Annotated in this window: 17 protein-coding genes; 9 read left to right on the top strand and 8 right to left on the bottom strand. The window is 54.1% G+C overall.

Annotated elements, in window-relative coordinates; translation table 11 throughout:
• Positions 1-165 precede the first annotated feature (165 nt).
• Positions 166-1,296: a GGDEF domain-containing protein gene (locus KNP95_RS03270; RefSeq protein ID WP_214835416.1), complete on the top strand. Its 1,131-nt coding sequence runs from the start codon at positions 166-168 to the stop codon at positions 1,294-1,296.
• A gap of 27 nt (positions 1,297-1,323) precedes the next feature.
• Here KNP95_RS03270 and KNP95_RS03275 read toward each other — a convergent pair whose 3' ends face one another.
• From KNP95_RS03275 to KNP95_RS03305, 7 genes are all read right to left on the bottom strand, one after another.
• Positions 1,324-1,893 carry a hypothetical protein gene (locus tag KNP95_RS03275; protein ID WP_214835418.1) on the bottom strand — a complete coding sequence of 190 codons (570 nt, stop codon included), beginning with the start codon at positions 1,891-1,893 and terminating at the stop codon, positions 1,324-1,326.
• A gap of 64 nt (positions 1,894-1,957) precedes the next feature.
• The gene (locus KNP95_RS03280) at positions 1,958-3,616 is read right to left on the bottom strand and encodes an FAD-dependent oxidoreductase (protein WP_214835420.1); all 1,659 of its coding nucleotides are present in this window, start codon (positions 3,614-3,616) and stop codon (positions 1,958-1,960) included.
• 12 nt (positions 3,617-3,628) lie between these two features.
• Positions 3,629-4,915, bottom strand: a complete 1,287-nt coding sequence (locus tag KNP95_RS03285; protein ID WP_214835422.1) for an arsenic transporter — start codon at positions 4,913-4,915, stop codon at positions 3,629-3,631.
• 30 nt (positions 4,916-4,945) lie between these two features.
• Positions 4,946-5,224, bottom strand: a complete 279-nt coding sequence (locus KNP95_RS03290; protein WP_214835424.1) for a Fe-S cluster assembly protein HesB — start codon at positions 5,222-5,224, stop codon at positions 4,946-4,948.
• Positions 5,221-6,978 (bottom strand): arsenical pump-driving ATPase, encoded by a 1,758-nt coding sequence (arsA, locus tag KNP95_RS03295; protein WP_353048969.1) that lies wholly within the window; start codon positions 6,976-6,978, stop codon positions 5,221-5,223. The genes KNP95_RS03290 and arsA overlap by 4 nt, the downstream gene beginning before the upstream one ends.
• Before the next feature lie 14 nt (positions 6,979-6,992).
• Positions 6,993-7,352 (bottom strand): arsenite efflux transporter metallochaperone ArsD, encoded by a 360-nt coding sequence (arsD, locus tag KNP95_RS03300; protein WP_021066457.1) that lies wholly within the window; start codon positions 7,350-7,352, stop codon positions 6,993-6,995.
• A 13-nt stretch (positions 7,353-7,365) separates the two neighbouring features.
• Positions 7,366-7,683, bottom strand: a complete 318-nt coding sequence (locus tag KNP95_RS03305) for an ArsR/SmtB family transcription factor (RefSeq protein ID WP_214799257.1) — start codon at positions 7,681-7,683, stop codon at positions 7,366-7,368.
• 225 nt (positions 7,684-7,908) lie between these two features.
• Between KNP95_RS03305 and KNP95_RS03310 the strand changes: the two genes are divergently transcribed.
• The 8 genes from KNP95_RS03310 to KNP95_RS03345 all read left to right on the top strand — a co-directional run bounded on the left by KNP95_RS03310 (position 7,909) and on the right by KNP95_RS03345 (position 16,005).
• Positions 7,909-9,390, top strand: a complete 1,482-nt coding sequence (locus KNP95_RS03310; RefSeq protein ID WP_214835428.1) for a SulP family inorganic anion transporter — start codon at positions 7,909-7,911, stop codon at positions 9,388-9,390.
• A 109-nt stretch (positions 9,391-9,499) separates the two neighbouring features.
• Positions 9,500-9,913, top strand: coding sequence for a universal stress protein (locus tag KNP95_RS03315; RefSeq protein WP_021066454.1), 414 nt, complete (start codon positions 9,500-9,502; stop codon positions 9,911-9,913).
• A 106-nt stretch (positions 9,914-10,019) separates the two neighbouring features.
• The gene (locus tag KNP95_RS03320) at positions 10,020-10,223 is read left to right on the top strand and encodes a PLD nuclease N-terminal domain-containing protein (RefSeq protein WP_021066453.1); all 204 of its coding nucleotides are present in this window, start codon (positions 10,020-10,022) and stop codon (positions 10,221-10,223) included.
• A complete protein-coding gene (locus KNP95_RS03325) occupies positions 10,220-11,068 on the top strand; it encodes an ABC transporter ATP-binding protein (protein ID WP_131471867.1) in 849 nt (282 codons plus the stop codon). The genes KNP95_RS03320 and KNP95_RS03325 overlap by 4 nt, the downstream gene beginning before the upstream one ends.
• The gene (locus KNP95_RS03330) at positions 11,068-11,826 is read left to right on the top strand and encodes an ABC transporter permease (RefSeq protein WP_214835430.1); all 759 of its coding nucleotides are present in this window, start codon (positions 11,068-11,070) and stop codon (positions 11,824-11,826) included. Before KNP95_RS03325 ends, KNP95_RS03330 begins: the two co-directional genes overlap by 1 nt.
• A 113-nt stretch (positions 11,827-11,939) precedes the next feature.
• Positions 11,940-13,574 carry a C39 family peptidase gene (locus KNP95_RS03335; RefSeq protein ID WP_214835432.1) on the top strand — a complete coding sequence of 545 codons (1,635 nt, stop codon included), beginning with the start codon at positions 11,940-11,942 and terminating at the stop codon, positions 13,572-13,574.
• A 161-nt stretch (positions 13,575-13,735) separates the two neighbouring features.
• On the top strand, positions 13,736-14,971 hold the full coding sequence (locus KNP95_RS03340) for an exo-beta-N-acetylmuramidase NamZ family protein (RefSeq protein ID WP_214835434.1): 1,236 nt from the start codon (positions 13,736-13,738) through the stop codon (positions 14,969-14,971).
• 113 nt (positions 14,972-15,084) lie between these two features.
• Positions 15,085-16,005: a CAP domain-containing protein gene (locus KNP95_RS03345; protein WP_214835436.1), complete on the top strand. Its 921-nt coding sequence runs from the start codon at positions 15,085-15,087 to the stop codon at positions 16,003-16,005.
• 41 nt (positions 16,006-16,046) lie between these two features.
• Here the strand turns inward: KNP95_RS03345 and KNP95_RS03350 are convergent, their stop codons facing one another.
• Entirely contained in the window at positions 16,047-16,244 is a 198-nt protein-coding gene (locus KNP95_RS03350; protein ID WP_021066447.1) for a CsbD family protein, read from the bottom strand.
• Positions 16,245-16,285: the final 41 nt, after the last annotated feature.

Genomic DNA, 16,285 nt, shown 5'->3' on the forward strand with positions numbered 1-16,285 from the left:
TGTAAACGTTTCCTTTTCGGAATTCAATGTTTTTCTAGATAAACACCTAACACCTTCCTCTTTGCGCCATCGGTTGGGAAACCTCCGCTATTTTCCATTCCGAAAATGATTGCATTTTCGGATTAATGGACTGTATATAGAAGTTAGAGGAGGAATTTTAAATATATGTCACTTACGAACCTCATTAACAACTTGATCGCCAACGCCAGTCTGTTGCTGGTCGGTCTCTATATTATTTCGCGCCTCACGAAGCTGGGCGTGACAACGAAGCTCCCGCTCCGGCGTCAAGTCACCATCTCCTTCTTACTTGCCGGGCTATCGATTGTGATCACCCTGCACGGCGTGTTGTGGAACGCGCAGGCCGACTTTCAATACGGGTTTGTCCCCATCATCATGTCGGCGCTCTACTTCGGCCTGCCGGGTGTACGGATCACGTATGTCGCGAGCATTCTCGTTTTGCCGTTCATCTTGACCGAGACGCTTTTGTTGATCACGTTTCTCGACTACACGCTCGCCGCATCGATTGCTGTCGCTTTCCTATGGTTCCGTGAACGAATCAAACCGGCGCGGGATATCCGAATCGTCAATGCGATCAGCCTCGGATTCATCTCGTTGTTCTCGCTGTTAAACGTCAGCAATTATAATCAAATCGAAATGTATGTGATGACGCTCCTCGCCTTCATCACTATCGGGTACTCGGCCGGATTCCTTCTCCATATCGTCTACGGGGGTATCCATAAAATCCAACGCTCGGAACGGCTCATTTCAAAATATAAAGAAGCGGCCTTCACCGACTCGTTGACCGGACTTGGCAATCGCCGCCGCTTCGAGGAAGAGATGAAGCGCGTCGACGAGGAAGTGTTCAATGGAACGCAAGACGTCGCCTTGCTCTTCCTCGACATCGATCATTTCAAATCGATTAACGATACGTACGGCCATGATGCCGGTGATGCCATCTTGGTCGAATTAGGCAATCGGTTGACGAAGACGGCCCGGACCGATGACATGGTCTGCCGCAACGGCGGCGAAGAATTCTCGGTTTTATTGGCTGACTGCACGTTGTCGCAAGGGTTCGTCATCGGCAAACGCTATTTGCGGCAAATCGCCGAAACGCCGTTCTTATTGCCGGACGGATCCTTCATTGACGTCACCGTCTCTATCGGCATCGCCAGCACGTCAGAGTCCAAAATCGCCACGTCGAGCCAACTGATTAAAAAAGCCGACGTCGGCTTATATGTCGCCAAACGGAGCGGACGCAACCGACTCGGCAAGTGGAACGAAAAGAAAGCGAACTAACCCCTGATGCGCGGCATCAGGGGTTCATTATAGTTTCTTCCATTCTTCTAACGCCTCTAAGTACCAACGATAGCTCAGCTTGAACTCTTCGTCTGTCACATCCGGCGGCCACAACGAGCGCGGGATGAGCCCGGTGAATTTTGCTGCGCCGGTATGTGCATAGATATAAGAGACAACTTGTGTTGACATATCCCTCGTCAGAAAACCTGTCACGAACTTTCCGTCCTTACTTTCGAATATGATGTCGAGTCGGCGCCCTTCCATCTCGTCGAGGATCAACTGATTGTATCGTCGATGCGCCTCGTCCTTATGTTTGTACACCATCCCACGTCGTGCGTTATCGTCTCGTTCCCAGCGATGGTCCTTTTTTTCCTTTTCCGTAAAGATTTTATCAATCATACGCGGGTCATCAATCGTTAAGCAACAAAAGATATGGTCATACGACAACTGATCATCGTTCACCAAGTCCATGATGTCTGCTTTTGGGATGACGCGTGCCTTATAGCGGACCATCACCCGACGGACGACCTCCTCCTTCTCAAAGATGAGCCACTGCTTTCTCCGTTCGAACTTCTCATGTAACAGCTTATAGTTCATCTGATTCACCTCATGATTCAGCATACCAAAAAACGGCGTCCGAATGACTCGGACGCCGTCTGTGTTAGTTCCCGTATTTTTTAAAGAGTTGATAATTTTTATTCCCACCTGACAAGTTGTAAACGTCGGTGAAACCGAGGTTACGGAGCACGTTTTGGGCTGCGTTCCCCGTCACCCCGCCGTTGCAATAGACGACGGTCGGCTTGTCTTTTTCCATGTCCTTGGCGGCTTCGCGCAAGTTACCGAGCGGGATGTTGACCGCACAGTCGACACACGCTTTTTCGAACTGCGAAGCTTTACGCGTATCGATAATCTGCATGTCTTCACCCGCATCGATCCGCTTCTGCAGCTCACCCGGTGTGATGAGTCGCGCCGATTGATTCATACTGTTCGCGAGCGCCATGCCCGTGTACATGACAGGATCTTTCGTCGTCGAGAACGGCGGCGCGTACGCGAGGTCGAGATGGAACAAGTCATCGACTTTCGCCTTGAACGTGATGGCCGTGACGAACACGTCGATACGCTTGTCGACACCTTCAAAGCCGACGATTTGAACGCCGAGCAATTGGCGTGTCGACCGGTCGCCGATTGCTTTAATCGTCAAGTCTTTCCCGCCCATATAAGCCGGCTTGTCCGGCTTCGTGTTATGGAGTACTTCGACGTCATACCCGAGGTCGCGGGCCTCACGTTCCGATAGACCGGTCTGGGCGACGGCTTGGCCAAACACTTTGAAGATGCCTGTGCCGAGGATGCCACGATGTTCAAGGTCGCCTCCTGTGATGAGGTCCCCGAGGGCACGCCCCATCTTGTTCGCCGTCGAACCGAGTGGACGCCAAATCGGTTTGCCCGTGACGAGCGAGAAGCTTTCGGCGACGTCGCCAGCCGCATAGACGTTCTTCACGTTCGTCTCCATCCGCTCATTGATGGCGATCGCACCCGTCTCGCCGATTGTGACACCGATCGATTTCGCGAGTTCCGTGTTCGGACGGACACCAACTGAGAGGATAACGAGGTCCGTATCAATTGTCTTGCCACTTTCCGTGACAACGCGTTCGACATGACCATCACCGACGAGTTCCGTCACCGTCTCACCGAGCATGAGCTCGATTCCGTTCTTCTCGAGGTGGTCCTCGACGCGACAAGCCATATCTTTATCGAGTGGTGGCATCACTTGCGGGAAACGCTCGATGACCGTGACGTCGACGCCGCGCAGTTTGAGTTGCTCGGCCATCTCGAGACCGATGAACCCGGCGCCGATGATGGTTGCATGTTTCGGGTTCGTCGCATCGACGAAGTTACGTGTCGCTTCCGCGTTCTGAATGTTACGGATTGGGAACACGTTGTCCGAATCGACACCCGGAATCGGCGGGATGATGCTCGAGGCACCTGTTGCGAGGACCAACGAATCATAGCTGTCCGTGAACGATTCACCCGTCTCAAGGTTCTCGACCGTGACCGTCTGTGCGTCGGCATCGACTGCCGTCACGTTATGACGTGTCATGACGTCGATGTTGTAGCGTTTCTTGAAGAATGCCGCATCGCGAGGCGTCAAATCGTCGCGCGACTCGACTTCGCCGCCAACATAATACGGAATGCCGCAACCTGAGTACGAGATATCGTAGTCGCGGTCGTAAATCGTAATCTGTGCGTCTTCGTTGTTACGACGTGCTTTTGCCGCGACCGATGTACCGGCGGCGACTGAACCGATGATGACCAATTTCATATTAAACACTCCTTAGTAAAGTAGTAGGCTGATGTATAGTCCAAGCAACGTGATGGCGAGCGTTGGAATCGTCAAGATGATCCCGACTTTAAAGTATTGACCCCAACCGATTTTAAGCCCTTTCGTGCGGAGCACGTGGAGCCATAGCAGCGTCGCGAGCGACCCAATCGGTGTGATTTTCGGACCGAGATCGGACCCGATGACGTTCGCATAGATGAGCGCTTCCCGAATCTGACCGGTCGTAGTCGTCAAATCGATGGCGAGCGCGTCAATCATGACGGTCGGCATATTGTTCATGACCGATGATAAGATGGCAGCCAAGAAGCCCATCCCGAACGTGGCGCTGAAGGCGTTCACGGCGAACCAGTCGATGAAGTTGGCGAGCACTTGCGTCAGTCCCGCGTTTTGCAGACCGTAGACGACGATATACATCCCGAGCGAGAAGAAGACGATCGCCCAAGGCGCCCCGCGTAGGACGGACCGGGTCGGCACGGCCGGTGAACGGTTCGCCATGATGAGGAAGAACAACGAGATAATCCCCGCGACGAGCGAGACCGGGATGCCGACGATATCGCTTGTGAAGTATCCGATGACGAGAAGTGCGAGCACGACCCACGACAAACGGAACATTTTATGGTCTTTGATGACCGAGGCCGGCTCGACGAGTTTCGATAAATCGTACTGCTTCGGAATGTCCTTTTTGAAATACAAATACAAGACAAGTAAACTTCCGCTGACGGCGAAGACGTTGACGAACACCATCCGCGCCGCATATTCGGCGAAACCGATGCCGAAGAAGTCGGCCGAGACGATATTGACGAGGTTCGAGACGACGAACGGCAGACTCGCCGTATCAGCGATGAACCCAGACGCCATGACATATGCCAAGACGACCGCATCCGGAAGCTTGAGCGCCCGCACCATGGCGAGGACAATCGGTGTCAAGATGAGCGCCGCCCCGTCATTCGCGAACAACGCCGCGACGAGCGCACCGAGCAACGTGATATAGACGAACAGCTTGACGCCGCCGCCTTTGGCGATGCGGGCCATATGTAAGGCAGCCCATTCAAAGAATCCAATCTCGTCTAAAATGAGCGAGATGATGATGATGGCGATGAACGTGAACGTCGCGTTCCAAATGATGCCCCAGACAGTACCGACGTCATCCAAATTGACGACCCCGGTGAGAAGGGCGATGACCGCCATCCCCATCGCCGAGTAACCGATGCCGAGGCCTTTCGGTTGCTTGATGATGAGGAAGAGCGTCACCAAAAAGATAATACTAGCAATCCACTGCACAATGAGTTCCTCCAATAATTCTCTATTTTTTTAGCAAGTCTGTTGCAAGCCGCGAAGCACGAGGCTGACACCGTCTTCCGTCGACTCGACGTCGAGCGTGACGTTTTCCGCCATCGCTTCGGCGTCGTTCGCGACGGCGAACGTGAGGCCGTTGAAGTCTTTGACGTCATCCGTCGCTTCTGGAGCCGCAACGAGGAGACCGAGCGTCGGTCCACAGCACCCGGCTTCCGTACAGATACGAACTGATTTGATTTCCTCTTCAACCAGTGCGTCTTTCATAAAATCGATGGCTTCATTCGTGATGTTCATGTAACTTCCTCCTTGAGTAGTTGTGACAGTGCCGGATAACCGACCGGCAGTTGTTCTTGCCATGCGAGTAACGTCGGTCGCGGATAGGCGTTCACACGCTCGAGCCAAGGCGCCTCGCTCGCGACTTTCGCCGTCAGCAGCTTGCTTGTCACATCGAGCGGTGTGAACGATTGGTTGACGACCCAGGCGAACGGTTGAATCTCGGCCCGTTCCAAGTCAGCGACGAGTCGCTCGGCTTCATAAACCGGTGTCGCTTCAGGCAGCGTCGTGATGATGACGTGCGTCTGTTTCGGATCGCGCAGTTTTGGTAACAGGTCGCGGACCGCTTCCGGGACGACCCCGGTCGACCGTTCGAGTTCACGGTGATAACTTTCAGTCGCATCCAAGAGAAGAAGCGTATGACCCGTCGGCGCCGTATCGATGACGACGAAGCGGTCTTTCGCTTTCGCCACTTGATCAGCGAAGGCGCGGAAGACGGCGATCTCTTCGGTGCACGGCGAACGCAAGTCCTCTTCGAGCATCATGCGCTGCTCGTCGTTCAGATCCCCCGCTTCCCGGAACACGTCCATCCGGTACTTCTCGATCTCGACTTTCGGGTCAATCGCATCGACAGTGAACGTATCCGGGACATCCAAGCCGATTGTGAAAGCCACATGTGCGGCCGGGTCTGTCGTCGTCAAATGGACGGCGTGGCCTCGCCCACTGAGCGCGACGGCAACGAGCGAGGCGAGCGTCGTCTTGCCGACCCCGCCTTTCCCCATCGTCATGATGACGCTCGGGCCATCCATCTCGATTTCATCGACGAGTCGGTCGATTGAGCCATAATGACTCGTGTCATAACGTGTATTTGGGACGGTGGCCGTCTCCCCGTTCACCCAGCGTCGGAGCGCCGGGACACCGACGAGGTTCTCGTACGCATATGACAGCGTGAACGTCTCGAGGTCGGCGACACCTTTCGGAAGTTCACGGAGCGCCTGTTGTTGACGCTCGATGAACCGTTTCGTATAGCGGTCCGTCCCTTCGTCTGATGCGACGACGCCGTTGATGACAAGTTGCATCCGCTCGATGCCAATCGCGTGAAGCTCGGTCGCGGCACGCGCCGCCTCGACGAGCGTCGATGTCTCGGGACGGGCGACGAGCAACAATGTCGTCTCGCTGCCGTCGGTGAGCGTCTCGACAGCCCGTTTGTATTGCAGTTGCTTGTCGGCCAGACCAGCAAGCGGACCGAGACAAGACGCACCGGTCGTATTCGTCTCTAAAAATCCGTCCCACGCACTTGGCAACGTCAACAACCGTAGCGTGTGACCAGTCGGTGCCGTGTCAAAGATGACGTGATCGTATGTCTCACGTGCCGACTCAGACGTCAACAGCTCGGTGAACTGGTCGAACGCCGCGATCTCAACCGTACAGGCGCCGGACAGCTGTTCTTCCATCGACTGGATGGCCACGTCCGGAAGGACACCGCGATAAGGACCGACCATCCGTTCCATGTAATGCTTCGCCGCCTCTTCCGGGTCGAAGTTCGCGATGAACAGACCGGTTCCCGGGACGAGGCGTGGTGTCTTGTCGAGCTCCATCTCGAACACGTCCTGAAGGTTGCTCGCAGGGTCGGTCGACACGAGCAAGACTCGCTTACCGCGGTCAGCAAGCGTCAACGCGAGGCTCGAAGCCGTCGACGTCTTGCCGACACCGCCTTTACCGGTCAAAAACACATAGCGCGTTGGTTCGATTGTCGTGAAATCAAAGCGATTCATCATGACGCGCCTCCTTATTTTTTAAGCGTGATGCGCACTTTCGGTTTCTCGCCGTCTTGTGCGGCGAACGCTTCGACCGGGAGTCCTGTCAACTCGGCAATTTCCTCGTTCGTCATATAAGCCCCACGTTTGACGATGGCACCGTCGACGACGGTGAGCGGAAGCGTCTCGAGTCCGTTCGCGATTTCAGCTTGGACATGGGCGTTCTCGACGAAGCGGTTCGGCTCGGAGGCGAGGTTATAACGGGCCACATCAAAGCCGCGTTGTTTCAATACGTAATGGATTGTCGCAATCCGCGTCAGTTCCGGATCGATTGACGGACCACAAAGTCCGGTCGGGCAACACATGGCTGGTTCGAATACTTCAAGTTTCATCGTTGACTCCTCCTTAAATCGCACACTCGGCGTCACAGTCACAACTCGCATCGACCGTCTCGATTTTGTCGAGCAGATCGATGACGATCGCATAGAATGGGCTCGTCTCGTTCAATCGATAGTGAATCCATTGCTTGTCGCGTCGTTCCAATAATAGCCCCGCTTGGCGCATCATCTTCAAATGACGGCTGATAGCCGGCTGCGAAATGTCGAAACAATCAACGAAGCTACAAGCGCACTGCTCCCCTTCTTGCATTTGCTTGAGCATCGTCAGACGTGTCGGGTCAGCCAACACTTTGAGCACTTTACTGAGTTCTTCTGCGGTATGCATCGTCATTCTCCTTCTCTGTATAACAAAACCGTTATATAACCTTTACGTTATGAAGTTACCATAGTTTTTCATCCGAGGCAATTGTCATTTCGGTGAAAGTTCGTTATGATGAAACACGTTGTGAAAACTTGTATCGGTCGAACGACTTCTCTCATATAATGCGGCGTTTGATCTTCGTGAGACTCGGAGATCAAAGTCAAAAAATATATAGAGAGGTGTGTTCTTTTGGAAAAATTGAATACGATTAAACAAGATTGGCTCGGTAACGTCCGGGCCGACGTCCTAGCCGGCTTCGTCGTCGCGCTCGTGCTCATCCCTGAGGCGATTGCCTTCTCGCTCATCGCTGGAGTCGATCCGATGGTCGGGCTCTACGCGTCGTTCATCATCGCGATGGTCATCTCGATTGCCGGTGGGCGTCCGGCCATGATTTCGGCTGCGACCGGTGCGATGGCGCTCGTCATCGTCTCGCTCGTCGCCGATTACGGGTTGCAGTATTTACTCGCTGCCGGGATTCTCGCCGGAATCATTCAAATTGCGCTCGGCTATTTCGGCATCGCCCGCTTGATGAAGTTCATTCCGCGCGCCGTCATGGTCGGCTTCGTCAATGCCTTGGCGATTTTGATCTTCCAGGCGCAATTGACGAACTTTGAAGGTGAAAGCTGGATGATCTGGGCGCTCGTCATTGGATCGCTCGCCATCATCTTCTTGTTCCCACGCATCAACAAAGTCATCCCGGCACCGCTCGTCGCCATCGTCGTCATGACGATTCTGGCGGTCACGCTCGGGCTCGAGACGAAAAACATTAGCGACATGGGTACGATTTCAGCAACGCTCCCGGAATTTTTATTCCCGAACGTCCCGTTGACGTTTGAGACGTTGATGATCATCCTCCCCTACTCGATCTCCCTCGCCTTCGTCGGATTGATCGAGTCGCTGTTGACGGCACAAATCGTCGATGACATGACGGGAACGGATTCGAACAAGAACCGAGAATCAAAAGGACAAGGTATCGCCAACATCATCACCGGTCTCTTCGGCGGGATGCCAGGATGTGCGATGATCGGTCAATCGGTCATCAACGTCTCGTCCGGTGCCCGTGGGCGCCTGTCGACGTTCGTCGCCGGACTCGCGTTATTCATCATGATCATGACGATGAGTGATGTGTTGATGCTCATCCCGGTCGGCGCCCTTGTCGGTGTCATGTTCTTTGTCTCGTATGCGACGTTTGACTGGGGCTCGCTCAAAGCGATGCGCACTGCTCAAAAATCGGATACGGTCGTCATGCTCGTGACGGTGCTCGTCACGGTCGTCACGCACGACTTGTCACTCGGTGTGTTCGCCGGGATCTTGACGGCAGCCATCCTCTTCGCCGCAAAAATCTCGAAAATCGAACTTGACCGCAGTGTGGACGCCGACCGTGCCCGCTACATCGTGAACGGTCAGCTCTTCTTCGCTTCGACGTCCGAGTTCGTCAATCAGTTCGATGTGACCGAAGACGCCGAAGACGGTGTCAAACATGTCACAATCGATTTCTCGAACACGCATCTTTGGGACGACTCGGCCATCGGCGCCATTGATAAAGTTGTCTTTAAGTACCGTGAAGTCGGGATCGAGCCGGAACTGTTGAACTTGAACAAAGATTCAGAGAAACTGCTCAATACGCTCGCGCTACACTTGAAGCAACAAGAAACAAGCGCCGGCCATTAATTCAATTTCTTCGGGAGTGAACATTCACGTTCGCTCCCTTTTTTATATCCATGGCTCTAGTAAATCGCATATACTAAAAGTAGATTGTGTGAAAGAGGAGGACGTTTCAATGGGAAAGGTATTTTTAGCGGCAGACGGATCTGCTCACTCGAAGCGGGCACTTGAGAAAGCGATCCAGCTCGCCAAGGCATCAGACGCATCCATCGACATCGTCCATGTCGTCAGCGCCAAAGAATCGAAAGAAGCCGCACTCAACTCGACCGGAAAAATCGATCTTGAAACGAAGCGCCAGCAGATGTTGCAACCGCTCTTCGATCAAATCGTTGCAGCCGGGCTTGAGTATGAATATATCGAACTTCGTGGGGAGCCGGACATCGAGCTCGTCAAATATGCGAACCATCAACCATACGAGTATGTCGTCGTCGGTTCACGCGGACTGAACACGTTCCAAGAGTTCGTGCTCGGCAGCGTCAGCCATAAGCTCGCCAAGCGCGCCCTCGCCCCGGTCATCATCGTCAAATGATTGTCACCCTTTCTTTACGGAGAAAGGGCTTTTTTCTGTTCCATACAGGAAATAGGTCCTATATGTGGAATGAAGTAGTGAACTCATTTATGAAGGAGGAACATAATTGGACATTACCAATGACTCAAATTTATTGCTCATCCTCTTGCCATTGCTCGTGCTGCAACTCATCTTGCTCGTCGTCGCCTTGATTGATTTGCTCAAACGGCAAGAAACGAATGGACCGAAATGGGTATGGCTCCTCGTCATCCTATTCATCAACATTCTCGGGCCGATCGTCTACTTCCTATGGGGACGGACGAAGCGATGAACGTCACTCAACTGACGAAACGATTCGGCACGTTCACCGCGCTCGACGATGTCAGCTTCTCACTCCGCCCCGGCTGTACCTCGCTCCTCGGTGAGAACGGGGCCGGCAAGACGACACTGCTCAATATGATTGCCCGCGTGACGACACCGACGTCCGGACAGATCGTCGGGCATGACGCCATCCGTATCGGCTATCTGCCACAGCGACCGGCGCTCTATCCATCGCTCACACCGGTCGAGACGATTCGCTATGCGGCCGAGTTGACCGGCGTCACGAATGTCGACCCGGTCCATTTGTTGAAACGGGTCGGACTCGAGCCCGTCGATCGACCGGCGGCACACTTGTCCGGCGGCATGCGGCAACGGCTCGGCATCGCCCAGGCGCTCGTGCATGACCCGGAGCTGTTACTGCTCGATGAACCCGTCTCGGCGCTCGACCCGCGCGGCCGCCGGGAAGTACTCGACCTCTTAAGCGATTTGAAACGAGAGCGGATGATTCTCTATTCGACGCACGTGCTCCCCGATGCCGAGGAAGCGAGCGACTGGGTACTCCTGCTCCGACAAGGTCGCCTGCTCATGGAAGGGACCGTGACCGATTTACTCGGCTCGAAGTCCTCGATTCAAGTCCGTCTGTTCAATGACGTCGTGACGGAGGATGAGTGGCGAACGCTCCCGGGTGTCAGCCACGTCACCCGCTCCGGGACGACATGGGAACTGGAGACGGACGCGAAAGACGTGACGGAACGGGCGCTACTGCAGCTGTTGCTCGAGCGCGGCCTAAGGCTCCAATCGCTCCATGTCGGGCATCCATCTCTCGAGTCACTATTCTTGGAGGTGAACGCCTGATGAGACTGGCCATCTTCAAACAAGAGTGGAAAGAGTCATGGCGCAACAAGCGACTCGTCTGGGTCCCGATCGCCTTGATGTTGCTCGCGGCGATGCAACCGCTCACGCTCTATTTCCTCCCGGACATTTTGGCCTCGGGTGGCAACCTGCCGGACGGGGCGGTCATCGAGATTCCGACCCCGTCACCAGAAGAAGTGCTCATGTCGGCGAGCGAACAGTTGCGACAAATCGGCCTGCTCGTCGTGCTGTTGTCCGCGATGCATACGTTCAGTCACGAACGGTCGCTCGGTACGCTCGCCTGGCTCAAGTCGCTCAAGATTCCGGGCACACGCATCGTCCTCAGCAAATGGGGGCACTATTCACTGCTTGCCGTCGTCGCGATCGGACTGGCCCAATTGAGCGCTGCCTATTACACGATTGTTCTGTTCGATTCGTTCGACGTCAGCGATTTCTTGGTAGCGACCGGACTGCTCATGCTTCATTTCGTCGTCCAGCTGTCAATTTTCTTCTTGTTCGCGGCGTTGCTCGAGAGCGGTCTCGTCGCCCTCGTCATCACGCTCGCGCTCCATTTCATCATGTCACTCCTCATCGGCTGGCTCGAGTGGGATTGGATGCCATGGCGGCTCGGCTCGTTATCGGCCGAAGTGCTCATGGGTGAGAGTTTACTTGTCTGGCCGATTTTCAGTAGCCTGTTGCTGGTCAGTGTGACGCTCTTCGTCGCCTCGAAACGGTTGTTGTTCATAAGCCGTTCGTCCTGATGTAGCAATTTCTCAAAATAGTCCTTTAGCCGCCGAGTCAGGGCGGCTTTTCTCATGTATACTTAATTTACAAAATAATACCAATTTTGCAAAATGATTGCGGAGGGACGCCTATGAAGTGGAGTCATGTAGTTGCAGGTTTGGCCATCAGTATGAGCATCATCCTCAGTAACGACCACGTCCATGCCGCGGCCGGGTTTCAAACGACGGCGACGGGAACAGTCTATACGACAGAAGACGGCACGGTGCTGACCGGCTGGCAAGTGATTGATGGCAAGACCTATTATTTCGCAGCAGATGGGACGATGGCCGTCGGTTGGCAAGCCATCGATGGCGCTACATATTATTTTGAAACGGACGGCGTGCTTGTCACCGGGCGCTATTCGATTGACGGGGCGACCTACTTGTTCGCCGCCGACGGGAAGCAGCTGAAAGGCTGGCAACAACTCACGGACGGTCTCTATTACTTCAAATCGAACGGCGTCATGGCGATCGGCTTTTTGACCGTGGACGGGAAACGCTACTTGTTCTCTCTTGAAGGGAAACGGTTGAGCGGTTGGCAAACCGTCAACGGCGTGAAGCATTACATATTCGAAAACGGAACGATCCGGTCGGGCATGTACACGATTAACGGCAAGAAATACTTGCTCTTGAAAGATGGACAGGTCGCGACCGGCTGGCAACAAATCGGCACGCGCCACTACTACTTCGGTACAAGCGGTGTACGCCAGCACGGGCTGAAAAAGATTGGGACGACCGTTTACGGTTTCCATGAGACGTACGGCTATCGGTTGGCCGGCGTCCAAAAAGTCGCCTCTCGCTATTACTATTTCGGGACGGACGGAAAACGTCGCTACGGTCTGCAGACGATTGACGGCAAAGTGTACGGGTTCCATCCCGTCTACGGCTATCGTCTGCAAGGAAAACACAAAGTTGGGACTCGCTATTACTACTTCCACTCGACCGGCGTCCGCGAGACCGGTTGGAAGTATACGACGCAATACGAATATTTTGCACCGACCTTGACGAAGAAGACAGATTGGCAAGTCATCAACAGCAAATGGTATTTCTTCGATTCGTCGGGTGTCATGTACAAGAACAAACGTATCGGCAACGCCGCGTTCGACGCCCGCGGTGTCTATAGCAACCCGCTCTCCACCTATAAGATGAGCGTGCCGCTCTATCGTCAGTTCCAGATGGGCTACCCGTCCGGCTGCGAGTTCTTCTCGCTCAAGATGGCGCTCGAGAAAAAAGGACGCGTCGTCAGCGCCGAGACGCTATATCGGGAGATGCCGAAAAGCATGTGGAACGCCCGCTATGAGAATCGGCTCTACCGCTGGGTCGACCCGAACGTCATGTTCACAGGCGACCCGAAAGGCAAGCTCAGCAAATATCGCAACTACGGCATTTATCCGAAAGGCATGATCAATTTCTCGAGCAAATACCGGCCTGTGAAAGACTTGTCCGGCCAAGGATTATCTTCAATCGAGCGCGAGCTGTCACTCGGCAATCCGGTCATCGTCTGGGCAAGCGTCGACTTTAAACAGCCTTACGGTCACTTCAATTGGTATACCGCTTCGAACAAAAAATTCACCGGTTTCGTCAATTATCATGTCATGCTCGCGACGGGCTATGACAAGAACAACTTCTACATCAACGACCCGTACCGCGGTCGCCTTGTCATCCCGAAAAGCCAAGTTAGCTCTGTCATGGGCGCGACGGGATGGAAAGCACTTGCCGTACGATAATCGACCAGCCATCGGAGAAATCCGGTGGCTTTTTAGGTACAACGAATCAAATTCAGAAATAAAATTTCCTATTTTATTCACTTTATATTGAATTAAAAATACAGAATGGTACACTTTCCAATAAGTAGTAAAGCGCTTACATTCGTGAAGGAGGAAAAGTTATGAAGAAATGGATTGGCGGCCTCGCCGCCCTCACGCTCGTCACGTCATCTGTCATGTTGCTCGATGCCGATGCCAAGTCAGAGCCGAAGAAACCGAAAGTCGAACTCGGGGTCGACCGGTTGATGGACAATCCTGAAATCTTGGCCGGTAAACGAGTCGGACTGATCACGAATCCGACCGGAATCGATGCTAACATGACGAGCATCGTCGACTTGTTCCATAACTCCGATGATTTCGAATTGACGGCACTGTACGGACCAGAACACGGTGTCCGCGGTGATGCGCAAGCCGGATCGACGATCAGTTCATATATCGACGAAGTGACGGGACTACCCGTCTATAGTCTGTATGGGGCGACGAAAAAACCGACGGCCGAGATGCTAAAAGACGTCGATGTGCTCGTCTTCGATATTCAGGACGTCGGCACGCGCTTCTATACGTACATCTATACGATGGCGTATGCGATGGAAGCAGCAGCCGAGAATGACATCCCGTTCGTCGTCCTCGACCGGCCGAACCCGCAAGGTGGCCTCCGCGTCGAAGGTCCTGTGCTCGACACGGCCTATTCGAGCTTCATCGGTCTCTATCCGATTCCGCTCAAGCATGGGATGACCGTCGGTGAGCTCGCACGCTTGTTCAATTCGGAGTATCAGATTCAAGCCGACCTCGAAGTCGTCAAGATGAAGGGTTGGAAGCGCTCGATGCTGTACGAGGATACGGGACTCCCGTTCGTCATGCCGTCACCGAACATGCCGACGACGGACACGGTCAACGTCTATCCGGCGACCGGTCTGTTCGAAGGGACGAACCTGTCAGAAGGACGCGGCACAACGAAACCGTTCCAATTGATTGGCGCCCCTTACGTGAAGGCGCATGACTATGCTAAGACGCTGAACGCGCTCGAGCTTCCGGGCGTCACGTTCCGTGCCGCCTCGTTCACGCCGACGTTCTCGAAGAACGCGGGCAAACTGTCGCACGGCGTCGAGGTGTACGTCACAGAGCCGACGAAGTTCGAAGCGGTCAAGACCGGTATCGCCATGGTCAAGACGGCGCACGACCTGTATCCGGACGAGTTCGAGTTCCTCTCAAACGACTTCATCACGAAGCTGACCGGGAACGCCTACGTGAAAGACATGATTCTCGCCGGCGAGTCGCTCGAGGCGATCATGACGAAAGTCGATGCCGAGCGCGATGCGTTCTTGCCGATTCGGAAAGAGTATTTGTTGTATAAATAAGGAGCAGGCAGGCTCACTGGAGTCTGCCTCTTTTTGTAATCAAATGTTAATACCCATTATCGCCCTATTCAATATATTATATGGTTATATGATCGAAAAAGGAGCTTCCCATTTTGAAAAAATCTGCCTCAGTCTTGCTCGCTGCCGCCTTAGCGACTGCGTTCACATTTACCCCGACGTCCCCGCTCACCGTCAATCCGGCCACGGTCGAAGCCTCATATCGTGAGACGGCCGTCAACACGAAAGGTTCCGTTACGGGAATCAGTCAAATCAACGTCCGAAAAACACCGTCAAGCTCAGCGACGAGTGTAGGTAAAATTGTTCGCGACGGCACGATGATGGTCCGGACGTCATTTACGACGAACGGGGCCCGCTGGTACAAAATCCAATGGGGCACGGGGTACGGTTACGTTCCGGCCACGTATATCAAGCTATCGACAGCCGAAGTCGCGTTCACGAAGGCGGCGTACGTCGCCCCATCGAGCGTCTACTTAAAATCGCGTCCGCTCACGACCTCGTCGAACGTCGTGTTTCTTCGCCAAGGAATGAAGCTTGAGACGATCTCGTATCGTTACACAGGCACGACGCGTTGGTATAAAGTGAACATCGGCACGAAGACGGGGTATATTTTGGCGAAACACATCACGTTCAAAGCCCCGGCGAGCGGTGTCTTGGCCGAGACGAACGAAGAGCGTCAGACGGCTGGCTTATCGGCACTCGCAGCGTCGAGCGAAGCGAACCGTGTCGCCCAAGTCCGGGCCGACGAGATGGCACGGACGGGCCAGTTCTCGCATCAGCTCCGTGAGAACGGGAGCCCAGGTGACACGCTCGATGCCTACGATGTCAGCTATCGTGGTTGGGGTGAGAACATCTATATGGGGTCGAACGACCCAGGCGCAGCGGTGAACGCCTGGATGAACTCGAGCGGCCACCGCGCCAATATCTTGAACGGGAACTTCACGCACCTCGGTGTCGGCACGGCCAAGAACGCGCAAGGCTCGACGATTCACGTCCAAGTCTTTTTGACCAAATGAAAAAACGGGAAGTCGCAGTTGTCGCGACTTCCCGTTTTGTATTAGCGGCGTTCGTCTTTCAGGCTTTCGAGGTTTTGTTGGGCTTGGCCGGTCTTCTCTTTGGCCGTACCCTTCACTTGATCTTTCTGGCCTTCACGCTTTAGCGATTGATTGTCCGTCGCTTTGCCGACCGCTTCTTTCGCTTTGCCTGCCGCTTTATCAATCAAACCATCAACTTTTTTGTTTAGTCCGTCTTTCATGTGAATCTCCTCCTCGTGGTATCATGTCTAATTCATGTACC

The organism is Exiguobacterium sp. s36 (assembly GCF_018618345.1).
GTDB classification, from domain to species: Bacteria; Bacillota; Bacilli; order Exiguobacteriales; family Exiguobacteriaceae; genus Exiguobacterium; species Exiguobacterium chiriqhucha.

Bases quoted from the DNA above. Each gene is read 5' to 3' on its own strand.
- KNP95_RS03270 (WP_214835416.1), top strand. From the start codon at position 166: ATGTCACTTACGAACCTCATTAACAACTTGATCGCCAACGCCAGTCTG.
- KNP95_RS03275 (WP_214835418.1), bottom strand. From the start codon at position 1,893: ATGAACTATAAGCTGTTACATGAGAAGTTCGAACGGAGAAAGCAGTGG.
- KNP95_RS03280 (WP_214835420.1), bottom strand. From the start codon at position 3,616: ATGAAATTGGTCATCATCGGTTCAGTCGCCGCCGGTACATCGGTCGCG.
- KNP95_RS03290 (WP_214835424.1), bottom strand. From the start codon at position 5,224: ATGAACATCACGAATGAAGCCATCGATTTTATGAAAGACGCACTGGTT.
- arsA (WP_353048969.1), bottom strand. From the start codon at position 6,978: ATGAATCGCTTTGATTTCACGACAATCGAACCAACGCGCTATGTGTTT.
- arsD (WP_021066457.1), bottom strand. From the start codon at position 7,352: ATGAAACTTGAAGTATTCGAACCAGCCATGTGTTGCCCGACCGGACTT.
- KNP95_RS03305 (WP_214799257.1), bottom strand. From the start codon at position 7,683: ATGCATACCGCAGAAGAACTCAGTAAAGTGCTCAAAGTGTTGGCTGAC.
- KNP95_RS03315 (WP_021066454.1), top strand. From the start codon at position 9,500: ATGGGAAAGGTATTTTTAGCGGCAGACGGATCTGCTCACTCGAAGCGG.
- KNP95_RS03325 (WP_131471867.1), top strand. From the start codon at position 10,220: ATGAACGTCACTCAACTGACGAAACGATTCGGCACGTTCACCGCGCTC.
- KNP95_RS03330 (WP_214835430.1), top strand. From the start codon at position 11,068: ATGAGACTGGCCATCTTCAAACAAGAGTGGAAAGAGTCATGGCGCAAC.
- KNP95_RS03335 (WP_214835432.1), top strand. From the start codon at position 11,940: ATGAAGTGGAGTCATGTAGTTGCAGGTTTGGCCATCAGTATGAGCATC.
- KNP95_RS03340 (WP_214835434.1), top strand. From the start codon at position 13,736: ATGAAGAAATGGATTGGCGGCCTCGCCGCCCTCACGCTCGTCACGTCA.
- KNP95_RS03350 (WP_021066447.1), bottom strand. From the start codon at position 16,244: ATGAAAGACGGACTAAACAAAAAAGTTGATGGTTTGATTGATAAAGCG.